General features: G+C 64.3%; 14 protein-coding genes. All 14 read right to left on the reverse strand.

The window, feature by feature from the left end; all coding sequences use genetic code 11:
* Window positions 1–6: 6 nt before the first annotated feature.
* Window positions 7–1,518 carry an ABC transporter permease gene (locus QP305_RS04740; protein WP_284904250.1) on the reverse strand — a complete coding sequence of 504 codons (1,512 nt, stop codon included), beginning with the start codon at window positions 1,516–1,518 and terminating at the stop codon, window positions 7–9.
* Window positions 1,515–2,195: an ABC transporter ATP-binding protein gene (locus QP305_RS04745; protein WP_035276747.1), complete on the reverse strand. Its 681-nt coding sequence runs from the start codon at window positions 2,193–2,195 to the stop codon at window positions 1,515–1,517. The genes QP305_RS04740 and QP305_RS04745 overlap by 4 nt, the downstream gene beginning before the upstream one ends.
* Window positions 2,195–3,217: an efflux RND transporter periplasmic adaptor subunit gene (locus tag QP305_RS04750; protein ID WP_284904251.1), complete on the reverse strand. Its 1,023-nt coding sequence runs from the start codon at window positions 3,215–3,217 to the stop codon at window positions 2,195–2,197. The genes QP305_RS04745 and QP305_RS04750 overlap by 1 nt, the downstream gene beginning before the upstream one ends.
* Before the next feature lie 220 nt (window positions 3,218–3,437).
* A complete protein-coding gene (lysS, locus tag QP305_RS04755; RefSeq protein ID WP_284904313.1) occupies window positions 3,438–4,919 on the reverse strand; it encodes a lysine--tRNA ligase in 1,482 nt (493 codons plus the stop codon).
* A gap of 40 nt (window positions 4,920–4,959) precedes the next feature.
* Window positions 4,960–5,808, reverse strand: a complete 849-nt coding sequence (locus QP305_RS04760) for a Rossmann-like and DUF2520 domain-containing protein (RefSeq protein ID WP_284904252.1) — start codon at window positions 5,806–5,808, stop codon at window positions 4,960–4,962.
* Window positions 5,809–5,819: 11 nt separating this feature from the next.
* Window positions 5,820–6,689 carry a ketopantoate reductase family protein gene (locus tag QP305_RS04765; protein WP_026428660.1) on the reverse strand — a complete coding sequence of 290 codons (870 nt, stop codon included), beginning with the start codon at window positions 6,687–6,689 and terminating at the stop codon, window positions 5,820–5,822.
* 52 nt (window positions 6,690–6,741) lie between these two features.
* Window positions 6,742–8,523, reverse strand: a complete 1,782-nt coding sequence (locus QP305_RS04770; protein ID WP_284904254.1) for a PH domain-containing protein — start codon at window positions 8,521–8,523, stop codon at window positions 6,742–6,744.
* Window positions 8,524–9,018: a PH domain-containing protein gene (locus QP305_RS04775; RefSeq protein ID WP_284904256.1), complete on the reverse strand. Its 495-nt coding sequence runs from the start codon at window positions 9,016–9,018 to the stop codon at window positions 8,524–8,526.
* A gap of 87 nt (window positions 9,019–9,105) precedes the next feature.
* The gene (locus QP305_RS04780) at window positions 9,106–9,525 is read right to left on the reverse strand and encodes a DUF3180 family protein (RefSeq protein WP_087069941.1); all 420 of its coding nucleotides are present in this window, start codon (window positions 9,523–9,525) and stop codon (window positions 9,106–9,108) included.
* The gene (gene folK, locus QP305_RS04785) at window positions 9,518–10,441 is read right to left on the reverse strand and encodes a 2-amino-4-hydroxy-6-hydroxymethyldihydropteridine diphosphokinase (RefSeq protein WP_284904257.1); all 924 of its coding nucleotides are present in this window, start codon (window positions 10,439–10,441) and stop codon (window positions 9,518–9,520) included. Before folK ends, QP305_RS04780 begins: the two co-directional genes overlap by 8 nt.
* The gene (gene folP, locus QP305_RS04790) at window positions 10,438–11,400 is read right to left on the reverse strand and encodes a dihydropteroate synthase (protein WP_284904259.1); all 963 of its coding nucleotides are present in this window, start codon (window positions 11,398–11,400) and stop codon (window positions 10,438–10,440) included. The genes folK and folP overlap by 4 nt, the downstream gene beginning before the upstream one ends.
* A 1-nt stretch (window position 11,401) precedes the next feature.
* Entirely contained in the window at window positions 11,402–12,061 is a 660-nt protein-coding gene (folE, locus tag QP305_RS04795; protein WP_284904260.1) for a GTP cyclohydrolase I FolE, read from the reverse strand.
* 57 nt (window positions 12,062–12,118) lie between these two features.
* Window positions 12,119–14,404, reverse strand: coding sequence for an ATP-dependent zinc metalloprotease FtsH (gene ftsH, locus QP305_RS04800; RefSeq protein WP_284904263.1), 2,286 nt, complete (start codon window positions 14,402–14,404; stop codon window positions 12,119–12,121).
* Window positions 14,405–14,956, reverse strand: coding sequence for a hypoxanthine phosphoribosyltransferase (hpt, locus tag QP305_RS04805; RefSeq protein WP_016441812.1), 552 nt, complete (start codon window positions 14,954–14,956; stop codon window positions 14,405–14,407). It lies immediately after the preceding gene.
* Window position 14,957: the final 1 nt, after the last annotated feature.

Raw genomic sequence — 14,957 nt, forward strand, 5'->3', positions numbered from 1 at the left:
TCCCACCTAGAAGCGGATGGCGTCAATCGGTTTGATGCGCAGCGCCATGGTGGCCGGGATAATTCCGCAAAGTGCGCCCACTCCGGCGGAGATCGCCAGGCCAATAAAGGCGGCCAGGACCGGGTATCCCACGCTATCCACCGAGAAGGGCAGGTCGAGCCACCGGGCTAGGGGCGCGGTGCGGATGGTGATAATCGAGGCGATGACCCCGATGAAACCGGCCGCCGTCGTCGCCACCACGGATTCCAGGAATACCGAGGTGAAGATACGGCGCGCGGAGGCGCCCATCGCGCGGCGGATCCCCATTTCCCGCACCCGCTGCTTCATCGTGACGATGGAAACGGTGAGAAGGCCCAGGGCGCCCACCAGGATCACGATCCCGCCAATGGCCGCGATAATCGCGGTGACCTGGCGTTCGGTGGATTCCTGGCCGCGCATCTGACTTTCGATGAACTGGCCTTCCACCTGGTAGTTCTTCCCCAGGCGGCCCTGGAGTACGGAAACGAGGACCTTCTGGGCTTCCGCTTCTTCCCCGCGCGGCACCAGCACCGAAACGGTGGAGGAATTCATAGGGGAAAGCTGAGCCATCGCGGCGGCGGCCATGCTCTGGTAGGGCACGTGCAGGCGCGGGCTATCCCAGCGCGAGCGGTCCGCGACCACCCCGACTACCGTCATCCGCACCCCGGTGGGTCCGGATAGCGCGATCTGCGGGTAGCTGGCCAGCGAAGGCTCGCCCATTTCCTTGTAGAGCATTTCATTGACGACGGCGGGGTTCATGAGGCGCTCGCCATCCGCTTCGGTGAGCCACCGCCCGCGGGTGAGCTGCACATCGAAGAGCGGGCCGTAGGCCGGGTCCACGGCGAGCATTTCGTAATTCGGTTCCATCATCCCGAATCCGGGGCCGCCGCCTTCACCGAACTCGGTACTGGCAGAACCATCCCCCACCGGTTCGGCACCTTCTACCGCGCCGCCGCTTTCCAGCTCGCCGGCGCTTTCCATCTCGCCGCTGGCTTCCGCCCCGGCCATGCTTTCAGATTCCCACCCCTCCAGGTCCTGAATATCACCGGCGCCACCCGCTCCGGGTAGCACCGGCGGGAAGGCGAGGGAGACATAGGAGGTACGCGAGCGCGTCCAATAATTCGCACCGGCCTTCTCCATGTATTCGGCCACGGTGGTGCCGAAAACATCCTCGCTGGCTTGGGCGCCGGCTAGGGTGCCGAGCTGCGCGCCGGTGGGCGGAGCCACGGGATTCGCGTAAGGATCGGCATAAGGGTTGGCGTACGGGTCAGCGCCGCCCTCCCCGCCGGTGTTATACACCCCGATATTGACGGTGCCGGGTTTGCCCTCCCATTGGGCGAGCTGGTGTTCCCCGGCGGCGCTAATGAGCTGGCCCAGGGCGAGCACGGTTGCCATTGCCCATACCGCGGCCGCCACCCCCACGAGGGAGAGGATAACTCGCCCGCGATCCACTCGAATTTCTTCCCAGGCTTCGAGAACAGCCCCGAAAATGCGTGTCATTTTTCCTCCGGCCAGACGAGCCCATCGTGGATGGTGAAACGGCGATCCGCGCGGGCGGCCACTTTCGGATCGTGGGTGATCATAATGAAAGTGGCGTTATTTTCCCGCGCCATGCTTTCCATAAGATCCATGACCCGCCCCGCGGTATCCACGTCGAGGGCGCCGGTTGGTTCATCCGCGAGGAGCACCTGGGGGCGGCGCACGAGCGCCCGGGCGAGGGCCACCCGCTGCTGTTCCCCGCCCGAGAGCTGGGAGGGCATCGCATCCAGGCGGTCCCCTAATCCCACCCGATCCAACATCTGGGCAGCTAAGCTGCGGCGTCGAAAAATAGTGGCGGTATCCGAATACAGCAGGGGAACTTCGACGTTTTGCACGGCGGTGCGGCCGCGGAAAAGATTGAACTGCTGGAAAACGAAACCGAAAAGGGAGCCGCGCAGGTGGGCGCGCGCCGATTCGCTCAAGTCCGCCACGTCGCGGCCCTCAAAACGGTAGGAGCCGGTATCGGGCAGGTCGAGCATCCCGATGATATTGAGGAGGGTGGATTTCCCCGTTCCGGACTGGCCCATAATCGCCACGTACTCCCCGCGCTCGATGCGCAGGTCCACCCCGCGCAGGATCGGCAGCGGGCGGCCGTTCGGGAGGGTGACGGTGCGGGTCACCTGCTCAAGCTCTAACATCACATCCCCATCATCGGGTCGGGCGTGGGCTGCGCGCTCGGCACGTACTGGAGGATTTCTTCGCCTTCTTCCAGTCCGCCGGTGATTTGGATCTGGCGCCCGTCCGTGACCCCGAGTTGCACGGTGCGTTTGGTGGGTTGCGCGCCGTCCGCCGCGGGCAGGTAGACCACGCCCTCGCGGAAGCGCCCTTCCACCGCACTCACCGGTACCGTGAGCACCCCGGTGGTATTGCTCCCCGGAATGGTGAGTTTCGCGGCCGAACCGTCATAGACCTGCTGTTCGGCGGGAATATCGCAGATGAGGGCGGGTTGCACGCTTCCAGACACCCCATCCAGGCCGCGCGCCTCGGCTTCTTTAGCGCCCAGACCCGCGCCCGCGCCGGTTTTTTCCGTGACCGTGCGCAGATTGGTGCAGTCGAAAGGCGCCGGGCCGTTCGTAACCGCGAGTTGCCCGGCCGGCGGCAGCGAGGCGAGCGAATAGAGCTGTTCGGGTTTCACGCTCACCCGGGCGTGGTAGGTGGCCGGGGTGATCGAGCCGATGCTTTCCCCGATGGAGACCGGCTGGCCCACGAGCACATCCACCGCCACGGTGCCGCTCACCGGGGCAAGCACATTTACGTAACTCACTTCGATATAGGGTTCGCCGGGCACTTCCACTTCGGTGCCGTCCTCAAAAGTTTCCACGGTGGCGGCGGTGGTTTTTTCTTCTTCGTGGCGGATCCGCAGCAGCCGGTCACCTTCATTGACGACGGCGCCCGCTTTGACATCGACCACGTCCACGGTGCCGTTGGCGGTGGCCCGCACGGGAGTGGCCGGATTGCGCATGACGGTGGCATCGAGCGTGAGGGAATTATCGATATCCCCCGGCATAGCCACCACGGTGGGGATGGTGAAATCCCCCTGGGCCACGAGTTCCGTGGAGGTGCGTTGGTTCGGGAAAAATGCGAACTTGACGAGGGCTGCGGCGATGACGAGGCCGAGCAGGAGCTTGATGACCTGGAAAATGGTGTCAGTTTTCTTCATGGACGGGCACCTTTGCACACGGGAAATAGGATTCGGGAAGCCGGGCGTGGCACCGAACTACTTGGAAGATTACCGTGAAGAGGCCGAAAAATAAATAGGAAAATTCATCACGTTTCTTTTAGTTGGCAACTTACCTTCCGCCAGATACGCAACCGCGCCGCGGGGGCTGAGCCTCCGCGGCGCGGGCGTCGTCGTACCGAAAAATTGTTTTCGGGCCGGGTTACTTCCCGGGTTTAATGAAGGGGAAGGTGATCGTTTCACGGATCCCCAGGCCGGTCATGGCGGTGAGGAGGCGGTCGATGCCCATGCCCATGCCACCGGTGGGCGGGAAGCCCTGTTCCATGGCGGCGAGGAAGTCTTCGTCCAGCTGCATGGCTTCCGGATCGCCGTTGGCGGCTTCGATGGATTGCTGGGTGAGACGTTCGCGCTGGATAACCGGGTCGGCCAGCTCGGAGTAGGCGGTGCCCAGTTCCATGCCCCGCACGTACAGGTCCCACTTTTCGGTCAGGCCCTTCTTGGTGCGGTGCGGGCGGGTGAGCGGGGAGGTGTCCTCGGGGAAGTCGTACACGAAGGTGGGTGCGTAGAGCTGGTCCCCGCACAGTTCTTCGAAGAGTTCTTCCACGATTTTGCCGTTCACCCAGAAGGGCGCGATCGCGATATCGCGGGCTTCCGCGAGGGCTTCGAGGCGTTCGCGCGGGGTATCCACGGTGATTTCTTCACCCACGGCCGCGGAAACCGATTCGTACAAATCAAGTTTCTGCCATTCGCCGCCCAGATCATATTCGGTGCCGTCATTCAGGGTGACGGTGGTGGTGCCCAGGGTATCCAGGCAGGCCCGCTGGACGAGGTCCCGGGTAAGTTCGGCCATCGTATCGTAGGTGGCGTAGGCCTGGTAGGCCTCCAGGGCAGTGAATTCCGGGGAGTGGGTGGAATCGGCGCCTTCGTTGCGGAAGTTCCGCCCGATTTCGAAGACGCGATCCACGCCGCCCACCACCGCGCGCTTGAGGTAGAGCTCGGTGGCAATGCGCAGGTAGAGGTCCTCATCGTAGGCATTAATATGCGTTTGGAAGGGCCGGGCCGCGGCGCCGCCGTGGATGGGCTGGAGGATCGGGGTTTCGATTTCCACGTAGCTGCGGCGGTCAAAATTGGCGCGCAGCGATTTCATGACCCCGGCGCGCAGCCGCACCATATCACGGGCGGCCGGGCGGGTGATGAGGTCGAGGTGGCGCATCCGCACCCGCGATTCTTCGTTGAGGGCAACGTCTTCGCCGGCTTCGTTCTGGTAAATCTTCGGCAGCGGGCGCAGGGCCTTGGAGGCCATCTGCCATTCGTGGGCGAAAACGGAAAGTTCGCCGCGCTTGGAGGCCCCCACGTGCCCGGACACGAAAATGAAATCGCCCAGGTCAACATCCTGTTTGTAGGCGGCCAGGCGTTCTTCGCCCACGTGCGCGAGGGAGAGAATCACCTGGAGGCGGTTGCCGCGCCCGTCTTGGAGGGTGGCGAAAGCAATTTTGCCGCCGGTACGGGAAAGCATGACACGCCCGGCGATGCCCACCGAGGTCTCGGTTAGTTCTTCACCAGCTTCGATATCACTGTATTGTTCCCGGATCTCCGGGATGGTGGCGGTGATAGGAAGTTCGGCCGGGTAGGCTTCGGTTCCTTCCGCGAGCAGGCGGGCGCGCTTGTCCAGCCGGATACGCATCTGTTCCGGGGTTTCACTATCAAGAAATTCACTCACATGGTCATGGTAGACGACGCCGCGCCGCCCGGTCACGTGACGCGGCCCGTATCACCCGATAGACAGGCGGAATATCAGGATAATTCCCGGTTGCTGCCAGGGCTTCCACCGCGGCGATATCGTCCGGGGTGCTAGCGCTTGCGGCGGGTGCGTCTTCATTTTTTTCGGCGACGACGCCGCTAGCTGGCGGGTCAATAAGTTCGATACCGGCATCGGCCATGGCGAGTGCTTGTTCTTGGAGTCCGCGGGCGTAGGTGCTGTCCAGGCCGGCGGCGGCGAGCATGCGCTGGACCTGGCCGGCGAGGAGTGCGGTGTGCCGGGAGGCGTGGGTGAGGGCGGCAGCGTAGAGTCCGCGGTTTTCTTCGGCGAGGACGGAGGGTTCTCCCCCGAGTTCGCTCACGAGGGCCATGCCGATGGGGAGGAGCGGCGCGGAGCTGGTGACTGCCCAGGTGGCGCCGATGAGTTGGCGCATATCGAGGGAGGTCCCGGTGAAGGTGAGGGCCGGGTGGAGGGCGAGGGTGAGTGCACCGGCGGCGGCCGCATCCCGGAGTACGCCCGTGCCAAAGCGCGCGCTGGTATGGATGACGAGCTGGCCGGGGCGCCACCATCCCTGCCCGGCGGCGTGTTCCACGACGCCGGGCAGGGCGGCGTCGGGCAAAGCGAGGAGGATGAGGTCTGCGCGGGCGAGGAGGTCTTTGGTTTCGCGCGCGGGTACTCCGGGGAGGAGTGCGTCGAGGCGTTCGCGGCTGGCGCTGCTGCGGGCCACCGCACCGATGATGGTGTGGCCGGCGGCCCGCAGGGCTGCGCCGAGGACGCTTCCGACTTTTCCGGCCGAGATGATCCCTATGGTCATCCGGCCCGGTGTCACTTGCGGCCCCGCAACCGATCGTCGATGGCGGAGAGCGCGGCGGTGATGGCCGGCGCGGGGACTCCGAGGCGGGCGGCTTCTTCGAGGACCGCGGTGCCCAGGGAGTGGATTTCGGTGCGGTTGCCGTCACGCAGGTCGCGGGAGAGCGAGGAGTGTGCATCGGGCGCGAGGCGGCGCAGCCACGCGTGGATTTCCGCGGGGCGGGTGGGAACTTTCTCCATGGTGGCGATGCGGGCCAGTTCGGTGCACATCGCGTCGGTGAGTTCCGGGGCGCGTTCCATGGCGCGGCCGATGGGTAGCCCGGTGGCGCCGGTCAGCAGGGCCATGGCGCATTGGTTGCGGAGTTTGCGCCACAGTACCTGGTTTTCGGTGCCGCGGAAGAACACGTCAATTCCACCGTTGAGGAGTACGCGCGCGATTTCGCCGTCCATGGCGGTATCGGGCATTTCCACTTTGAGGAATTGGGAGGTGTGTTCGATAACTCCGGGCGCGGTGCGTTCGCTGATGGTGTAGACGGAGCCGGACCAGGATTCCCCTTCGGTGAGGGTGTGGATGGCACGAGCATGATCGAAGCCGTTGAAGAGCGCCCCCACTTCTTTGGGGCGGGCCGAGCGAATCGACTTTTCGATGCTGGGGAGGGTGTATGCCTTGGTGCACAGGAGGATTTCACTGCCGCGGGCCGGGCTGGTTATTGCCGGCACCTGCGCGGTGAAATTACCGAACCGCTTGGATTTAATGATAATTCCGTTGCGGTTAATAACATCTGCGGTGCGCTCAGTAGCAACAACCGCGACTTTTTGACCGTTGTGCGCGAGAACTCCCGCGATGAGCCCACCAATACCACCCGGGCCGTAGATATTAAGCATGGGAATAATCCTAGATGTAGAAAAATGTAAAAGTGCGGCTACGCGACGTGTTTCACTCTTGTATCGGGCCGAAATCACTTTCAGGAACCTGGCTGCGGCCCGACCCGGGACTATTGTCATTCCCTTGGGGGTACGACGGCGCCGTAGGCGCGCCCGGCTGAGTGGGTGCCGCTGGCTGCGCGGAGGGCCGCACGGCTGATGGCGCGGTGGGCCCGGTCGGAGGTAATTCGGGGTGCCAGCCGCGTGGGCCGTTCCCGCGTTCGCAGACGGTGGCGGTGAGGACACGGCTGGCGGTAGCAGCATCCATGTGTTTGGCGTGGGCATCTACCGAAAGCCCCACGGTTGCCCAGCGCAGGGTGCCGAGCTGGAAGCGGCGCTCAAGCGGGCCCTGGCTGATAATGGCGGATTGATAGTGTTCGCGCAGCAAAATTGTTACTTTGCGGTACCAGAACCAGCCGTGCCGCATAATAATGACATCCTCCCCCACGAAAATACCCGAGCGTTTCCACCCGATGGGATCCAACCAGCGTGAGGAGCGCGGGTTGGGAATGAATCCGGGGAGGGCACTGTCATCAAGAAGATAGCTGCGTAGCTGGACCAGGCTGGGCACCCCGGTGTGAGGTGGGCGCGCCAAAGCATCGGCAGTTCCAGCAGCATCGGCGCCACTAGCGGCAGCGGTAGTAGCCTCGGATGCGGCATCGGCCTCGGGAAGCACGTCAGCGTCGGCGTCTTTCGCGAAGCCGAGTTCACGCGCAACGGCGAGGACATCCTCGACCGTTCCTACCGGGACCAGGGCATCATTCGCGGTCTTGGCTGCTTCCATCGCTTCGGAAATCGAGCCGGAAATAACGCAGCTTTCTACTTTCCACCATCCGGGCCACAAATTCGGTTTTTTGAAGGCCAGCGCGTGGACGCGATAGGAAGGTAACCCGAGGGTGCGCCGGGATAGGAGCCCTTCTTGTTTTTCCACGCCTTCGGCCGTGGGTGAGATGCGGGCTCCCCAATTGGCTTGCAGGGAGCTCACGGGCTGCCATATCAGCGCGATGATGAGGAAGAGGAGGGCGAAGGAGCCGCCTTCATCGGTAAGCAGATAGGTGGTGACCGATCCGGCCACCGTGATAATAGCGAGGAAGATTCGCGGGGACAGCACGAGGGAGGCGAGGAACCGCCGCGCGGACATAGCATACAGGTGCGGGCGCACTTCCGGAGCGCTCACCGTGGCAAGATCGGGAACTTCCGAGCTATCCCCGCTGCGCATTTTATCCGCGAGCGAGAGCACGAGGGGCCGCAGTTTTTCAGCGTGGGGCAGCGCCAACCACCCTATCTCTACTTTTTCTCCACCGGAGGTAATAGTGAGGCTGGCTTGGCGCACCAACCGCGCGAGGAGTTTTTGGGTGACATCCACGCTTTGGATACGATCCCAGCGCACGTGGCGGTGCTGTTTGAACAGCACACCGCTGCGCATATGCACCCCGGACGCATCGAACATCCAGGCCATATGCCGCCATTGGATGGCCGCGATGATCCCGGTCACGAGGGTGACTACCACCGCGATACCCACCGCGATCAGCCAGAAGGAACGCAGCAGATAAACAACATCACGCCAGACTATTCCGGGCGAATCGGTATCCTCCAGGCGTTGAATAATAATCCAGCCACCCGCGACCAGCACGAAGAACCACAACGAGAGCAGCGAACTCCACGGCGTCCATTTCGAGACCGGCTGCCAGGTGCCCGAGATCGCGGTGCTACTCACTCCGGGCGCAATCGGTAACGCGCCCGGAGCTGCGGGCAGCGCACTTCCCGCTTCCTGGGATATTTCGGTGCCCGCCATTTAGACCCCTTCCATTTCGGCTACGCCGAGGTGAAGGAGACGTTCGCGCACCTCATCCGCTTCCGCGGTAGGCAGGCCGGTGATGACCGCATCCGTTTCCATGGAGGCGGTGTGGAGGGTGACTTTCGCGAGCCCGAAGCGGCGCAGCAGCGGCCCGGATTGCACATCCACCGTTTGGATACGCCCGTAGGGCACCACGTCAATGCGGCGGAACATAATCCCGCGGCACAGGCGCAGCGCAATATCATCCATGGCGTAACCGAGGTGATTCACCTGCCGGGACACGATGCGCAGGTGAATGAGGAAACCGAGGATGGGCAGCCCCAGCAGGGGCGCATAATAAGCGAGCGGTTCGGGGCGCGCAATAAATCCGGCCACCGCGAGCGCGATGAGGAGCACGAGCCAGAAGCACGCGGCGATAATCCACCGCACCGTGAAGAGTTTGCGCGACACCGCGCGGTAGTTCCGCCCAGGATCAAGAGGGGTAGTCACCATGGCTTAACGCTACCAAAGGGCTACGACATAAAAATTGGCCCGGAAAAACACCCGCGCTTGCCGCGGCGCAATGAATCCGACGCCCCGCTACCGCCGCTCAATACGGCACCAGGTATCCACGATCCACCCGACCACCGCGAGCACCAGCGCCGCGGCGGTGAGGATCCCCCAGGCCCGCGCACTCGCCCGGGTAAAGGAGGTGGAGCCCAGCGCACTCATGATCGCGAGCACTCCCCCGGCACCGGCCAGGAGTGCGCCGCTGCGCAGCCCCGCTGCCGCGCCTGCTGCCACCCGCAGCGCGGCCAGCCGCGAAAGGGATTCAGCACGCCCACGGCGTAGGCGCCGCACCCGCCAGCCGTACCAGAGCAGCACCGCGGCGATGAGGAGTAGTGGCAGCCCGGCGAAGGCGGGCACCGCGACCGGTTGCGCGGCGAGGAGGCGCCGCAGCGCTTCACCCGCTAAGGCACCGGCCGCGCCCCACCCCAGGAAGGCTCGTAGATTACGCACAGCGGCCGCCCGTATCGGGGCCGACGCCGCCGCCGGCACCCGCGTGCTCGCTTAGCCGGGCGCGTTCCAGTTTTGCGGTGGCATCCGGATCGATTTCTTGCCAGGGTTCCATCACGAATGCACGGCTATGGGCACGCGGGTGGGGCAAGGTGAGAAACGGGTTGGTGCTGCGCACTCCTTCCACCCATTCGATATCGAGGTCGAGGGTGCGGGCCCCCCAGTGGATGCGGCGCTGGCGCCCGGCCCTCGCCTCAATAGCGCGGAGGGCGGCCAGCACCTCAAGGGGAGCCAGCTCGGTGGTCAGGCGCAGTACCGCGTTGAGGTAATCGGGTTGCGGCTCCTGCCCGGGGGCAAGCACGGGCGCGGTGCTATGAAATGAGGAGACCGCGTCAATATGAACGGGGAGCGCGGCAATCTGGGTGAGGGCAGCACGCAATGTTTCTTCGCGTTCCCCCAGATTCGCGCCCATCCCGATCACCATCTCCCGCATGGTTCCCCCGCGCGCAATAGCTGCCAGGCGCCGCACGGTCACCCGAGCGTCCGCGAAGCGGCCCGGCACGGGGGCTTCGGGTTTGTGCACGGTAACTTCCACCGCCAGGGCCCCGCGCGCGAGGACCCGGCTGGCTACCCGCTCCCCCAGTGTTTCAAGCAAGCTCACGGGAGCACTTTCCCCGACCGTGCGGGCGTCCTCTGCCAGATCCGCGTAGGAGATGGTGGCCGCGAGGTCATCTGCGTGGCCTGCCGCGCTGGTGTCCACGAGGGCTGCGATGTCGAAAATAAAAGGGTGATCGGCTTCGCGTTCTTCCGCGTAGACGCCGTGCCGGGCGGATACTTCCACGCCGGTGATGCTCACGGTATCCAGGCAGCATCCGAGCATGGCGAGGGCATCGTGAATACGCGGGGGTAGTCCCATCATGACCGCGCGGCCTCCACAGCTCCCGCGTTTTCGGGGCGGGCCACTCCGGGTTGGGAGGTGGATACCAGTCCGCATTCGCGCAGTTTCGCCACGGTATCCACCGCGATCCGCGATGATGCGACGTCGTGGACCCGCACCGCCCACACGCCTTTTTCGGCGAAATAGGTGCTCAGTGCCGCGGTGGCGCCGTCTCGCCCGCTGGCAGGTAGGCCTTCCGGGGTTACTTCGGCGAGGAAGCGTTTGCGGGAAACTCCGATGAGGACCGGCATGCCGGCCCACAGGAATTCGTCAATATGGGCCGCCAAGCGCCAATCGTCGTCGCCCATTTTTGCGAAGCCGAAGCCCGGGTCGATGATGATCCGGGTGGGGGCAATTCCGGCGGCAACGGCGCCCGCCACGCGCTCAAGGACTTCCGTGCTGACTTCGCGGCCGATAGCGCGATAGCCGGCCAGGGAATTCATGGTTTGTGCGTCGCCGCGCCCGTGCTGGAGCACATAGTAGGCCCCGGATTCGGCCACGGTTTCCCACATGGAGCTGTCTGCGCGCCCGCCGGTCACGTCGTTGATAATGCGGGCGCCGGCCGCGCAGGCTCGCGCCGCGGTTTCGGCGTGGTAGGTATCGACCGAGATGGGGATATGCGCGGCTAGTTCGCGTACCACCGGCCCGATGCGCTCCCATTCTTCCGCGGGGCTGAGGAGGGTGGCTCCCGGGCGGGTGGATTCCCCGCCGATGTCGATGATATCTGCCCCGGCGGCGATGAGTTCATGGCCGTGGGCGATGGCGGTATCGACCGTGGCCCAGCGTCCGCCGTCGGAAAAAGAATCGGGGGTGACGTTGAGGATTCCCATGACGCGGGTGCGGGGTCCCCCCAGGAGTTCCGGATCGCGCAGCGGCGCGGGCGCCGGGGTATTCGCGGCCGTGTATGTGTTTGCGGTTGCTTCCGGTTGTGGTGTTGGCATTTTAGGCTCCCCGTTCGATGAGACTCATGGCTTCGGCGCGGGTGCTCGGTTTGCGTAGCATGCCGCGCACCGCCGAGGTGACGGTACGCGAACCGGAATTGCGCACCCCGCGCATGGTCATGCACATATGTTCGGCTTCCACCACTACGAGCACTCCGGCCGCGCCCAAACGGTCACGCAGCGCATTGGCAATCTGGGTGGTCAGGCGCTCTTGCACCTGGGGGCGGCGCGCGTAGCCTTCCACCAGTCGGGCCAGTTTGGATAGGCCGGTGACTTTCCCTTCCGCCCCGGGAATATAGACGATATGGGCCGCCCCGAAGAAGGGCAGCAGGTGGTGTTCGCACATGGAATAGAAGGTGATATCCCGTACCACCACCATTTCGTGGAAGTCCTCCGCGAATTGGGCGTCGAGCACCGCGTCGGGATCCTTGCCCACCCCGGAAAAAATTTCGGCGCAGGCGCGGGCTACCCGCGCGGGGGTATCCACCAGGCCGGGGCGGTCCGGGTCCTCACCGATAGCGCTGAGGAGTTCCCGCACGGCCCGCTCCACCCGCGCGGTATCGACCTGCTGCGCGGTATCGACCTGCCGCGCGCCGCGGCGCTGCGTGTCCACACCCTGGCAATCCACCTGGCCGCTTCCCGCTGATTCCACTGCGCTCATGCATCCGTCCTTTCCCCGCTCACGCCCCGTATTTTTCGCGCTCATAACCACGAAAGTTTAGGCATCCTCATTTTCCGCGCCGTGCCGGCCGCGCGGGCCGAGCGGCCCGGTGGCAGCATCGGGGAGTTCCGGGGCGGCAAGGCGCGAATCCGCTGCCGCTTCCGCCTCGGTTTTCCCTTCCGGGAGCGGGATGGGCGGGCGCTGCGAGACCGGGCGATCCGGGGCGGAAAGCCACACTTCCCGCTCCGGGGCTTTGACAACATCCTTGAAAATCTCCGCGAGTTCGTTTTCCAGCACGGTTTCCTTATCTAGGAGCACCGCGGCCAGGTGGTCGAGGATATCCCGGTTTTCGGTGATGATCGTCCACGCTTCGGTGAGAGCCTGGTCGAGGAGGGCCCGCACATTTTCATCCACGGTGGCAGCCAGAGAATCCGAGGTGCGCGAAGCCGCCCCGAAGCTCGCTTCTTCCTGGGCCGTGGGAGCCACCCGCACCGCCCCCACCGCGGTGGTCATCCCGTATTCGGTCACGATCTTGCGCGCGGTTTCGGTGGCTTTCTGGATGTCATTGGAGGCGCCGGTGGAGGGATCCCGGAAAATAATTTCTTCCGCGGCGCGCCCGCCCAGCGCGTAGGTGAGCTGGTCGAGGAGCTGGTTGCGGGTAACCGAATAGCGATCCTCGGTGGGCATAACCATCGTGTAACCCAGGGCCCGCCCGCGCGGCAAAATGGTCACCTTGGTGACCGGGTCGGTATAGCGCAGCGCCGCGGCCGCGAGCGCGTGCCCGCCCTCGTGATAGGCCGTCATGCGCCGATCCTCCGGGCTCATCACCCGGCTGGAGCGCTGCGGGCCAGCCATCACGCGATCCGAGGCTTCATCCACATCCGCATTGGTGATGACGTGGGCGTGGCGGCGCGCCGCCAAGAGCGCGGCTTCGTTGAGGATATTGGCCAGATCCGCGCCCGTGAAACCGGGGGTGCGCTTGGCGACCCCGGCCAGGTCTACGTCGTCCGCGAGCGGCTTACCGCGCGCGTGCACCCGCAAAATTGCTTCGCGCCCGCGAATATCGGGGGCATCTACCGCGACCTGCCGGTCGAAACGCCCGGGGCGCAGCAGCGCCGGGTCCAGCACGTCCGGGCGGTTGGTGGCGGCAATAAGAACCACCGCTTCGTCAGTGGAGAAGCCGTCCATTTCCACGAGGAGCTGGTTGAGGGTTTGTTCCTGTTCGCCGTGGCTGAGGGCGCCGCTGCTGCGCCCGCGGCCCACCGCGTCAATTTCGTCCACAAAAATAATGGCCGGGGCTTTTTTCTTCGCAGTTTTGAACAGCTCGCGCACGCGCGAAGCACCCATGCCTACGTAGAGTTCCACGAATTCCGAGGCGGCGATGGAGAAGAAGGGCACTTGTGCTTCCCCGGCGATGGCCTTGGCCAGCAGGGTTTTACCCGTTCCGGGCGGGCCGTAGAGGAGCACCCCGCGCGGGATGCGGGCCCCGAGGGCCTGGTAGCGGTCCGGGTTCTTGAGGAAGTCCACCACTTCCTTCACTTCTTCCACGGCTTCATCTTCCCCGGCCACGTCGGAGAAGCGCACTTCGGAGACTTCCCCGTCCGCATTGGCATCTTTCGCCCCGAAGCCGCGCCCCATCTGGCTGCGCATGAACCAGATGAACACCGCGAAGATGAGGATCATGGGCAGGAAGGTAAAGAGCATGGACACAAACACGTTCTGGGAGGGAACGATTGAGTTATGCCCGCGCTCCGGATTGGCCCGTTCCACCAGGGAGGTGATGTGCTGGCCCTGCGGGTCAGCGTATTGGAAGGTGACTTTCTTCCCGGCGTCGTGCTTATCGCCGTCACCATCCATGGTTTGCGTTGGCTCGGTCAGCCACAGGCGTACCCGGTTGGTGCCGTCTGTGATCTGCACGCGCTGTACGGTGGTGCCTTCCAACAGCGCGATACCTTCCGAGGTGGAGATATTGGACCACTGCATGGCCATGAATTGGTTGGTCCCGATAAAAGCAAGAAGCGCCGCGATGACGATGCCGGAGATAACGCGCCAGCGCCGCCGGCTGGTGCGTTCTTCTTCGCTGAGCTTGTGGCCGGAGCCGGAGCCGCGGGATTTCTTGTTCTTCCCGGCGCCACCTTCCGTACCGGTATCACTGCCCGAGTTGTCCGGCTGGGGCGGGTGGGCCCGGCGTGCCCGGCGCTTGCGCTCATACGCGCTGGGTTCGGCGCGATTCGCTTCGCTACCGCGAGCGTCACTACCGCGTGCCTCACCGCCGCGAGCGTCACTTCCGCCCGGCGCGGTGCCGCCCGGTTCCGTACCGCGAGGTTCTTGCTGTTCGTCCACTTATCCTCCGTAAACGTGCGGGGCCAGGGTGCCCACAAAAGGCAGATGCCGGAATTGTTCGGCATAGTCGAGTCCGTACCCCACCACGAACTCATCGGGAATATCAAAGCCTAGATAGTCAACCTGAACGTCAACTTTAGCCGCCTCGGGTTTTCGCAGAATAGCCGCGATCCGCACCGATTGCGCCCCGCGATCCAGCAGATTCTTCTTCAGCCACGCGAGGGTAAGGCCGGAATCGATAATATCTTCCACGATGAGGACGTGCCGGCCGGTCACATCAGCATCCAGGTCTTTCAAAATCCGCACCACGCCGGAGGATTTGGTACCCATCCCGTAGGAGGAGACCGCCATCCAATCCATATTCAGCGGAGAGTGGATTTTCCGCACCAGATCCGCCATGACCATGACGGCGCCCTTGAGCACGCCCACCACGAGCAGATCACCATCGTAATCGGCGTCAATCTGGCGCGCCATGTCCTCAAGCTTCGCTTGGATTTCCTCATTTGTGACGAGGATTTTTTCCAATTTATCACCCATATCGGTGTGGTCCATC

This window comes from Actinotignum timonense (assembly GCF_030216305.1).
In the GTDB taxonomy this organism is placed as follows: Bacteria; Actinomycetota; Actinomycetes; order Actinomycetales; family Actinomycetaceae; genus Actinotignum; species Actinotignum timonense_A.

Bases quoted from the DNA above. Each gene is read 5' to 3' on its own strand.
- QP305_RS04760 (WP_284904252.1), bottom strand. From the start codon at position 5,808: ATGACCATAGGGATCATCTCGGCCGGAAAAGTCGGAAGCGTCCTCGGC.
- QP305_RS04750 (WP_284904251.1), bottom strand. From the start codon at position 3,217: ATGAAGAAAACTGACACCATTTTCCAGGTCATCAAGCTCCTGCTCGGC.
- QP305_RS04740 (WP_284904250.1), bottom strand. From the start codon at position 1,518: ATGACACGCATTTTCGGGGCTGTTCTCGAAGCCTGGGAAGAAATTCGA.
- QP305_RS04745 (WP_035276747.1), bottom strand. From the start codon at position 2,195: ATGTTAGAGCTTGAGCAGGTGACCCGCACCGTCACCCTCCCGAACGGC.
- QP305_RS04770 (WP_284904254.1), bottom strand. From the start codon at position 8,523: ATGGCGGGCACCGAAATATCCCAGGAAGCGGGAAGTGCGCTGCCCGCA.
- QP305_RS04775 (WP_284904256.1), bottom strand. From the start codon at position 9,018: ATGGTGACTACCCCTCTTGATCCTGGGCGGAACTACCGCGCGGTGTCG.
- folK (WP_284904257.1), bottom strand. From the start codon at position 10,441: ATGATGGGACTACCCCCGCGTATTCACGATGCCCTCGCCATGCTCGGA.
- folP (WP_284904259.1), bottom strand. From the start codon at position 11,400: ATGCCAACACCACAACCGGAAGCAACCGCAAACACATACACGGCCGCG.
- lysS (WP_284904313.1), bottom strand. From the start codon at position 4,919: ATGCGTATCCGGCTGGACAAGCGCGCCCGCCTGCTCGCGGAAGGAACC.
- QP305_RS04765 (WP_026428660.1), bottom strand. From the start codon at position 6,689: ATGCTTAATATCTACGGCCCGGGTGGTATTGGTGGGCTCATCGCGGGA.
- hpt (WP_016441812.1), bottom strand. From the start codon at position 14,956: ATGGACCACACCGATATGGGTGATAAATTGGAAAAAATCCTCGTCACA.
- folE (WP_284904260.1), bottom strand. From the start codon at position 12,061: ATGAGCGCAGTGGAATCAGCGGGAAGCGGCCAGGTGGATTGCCAGGGT.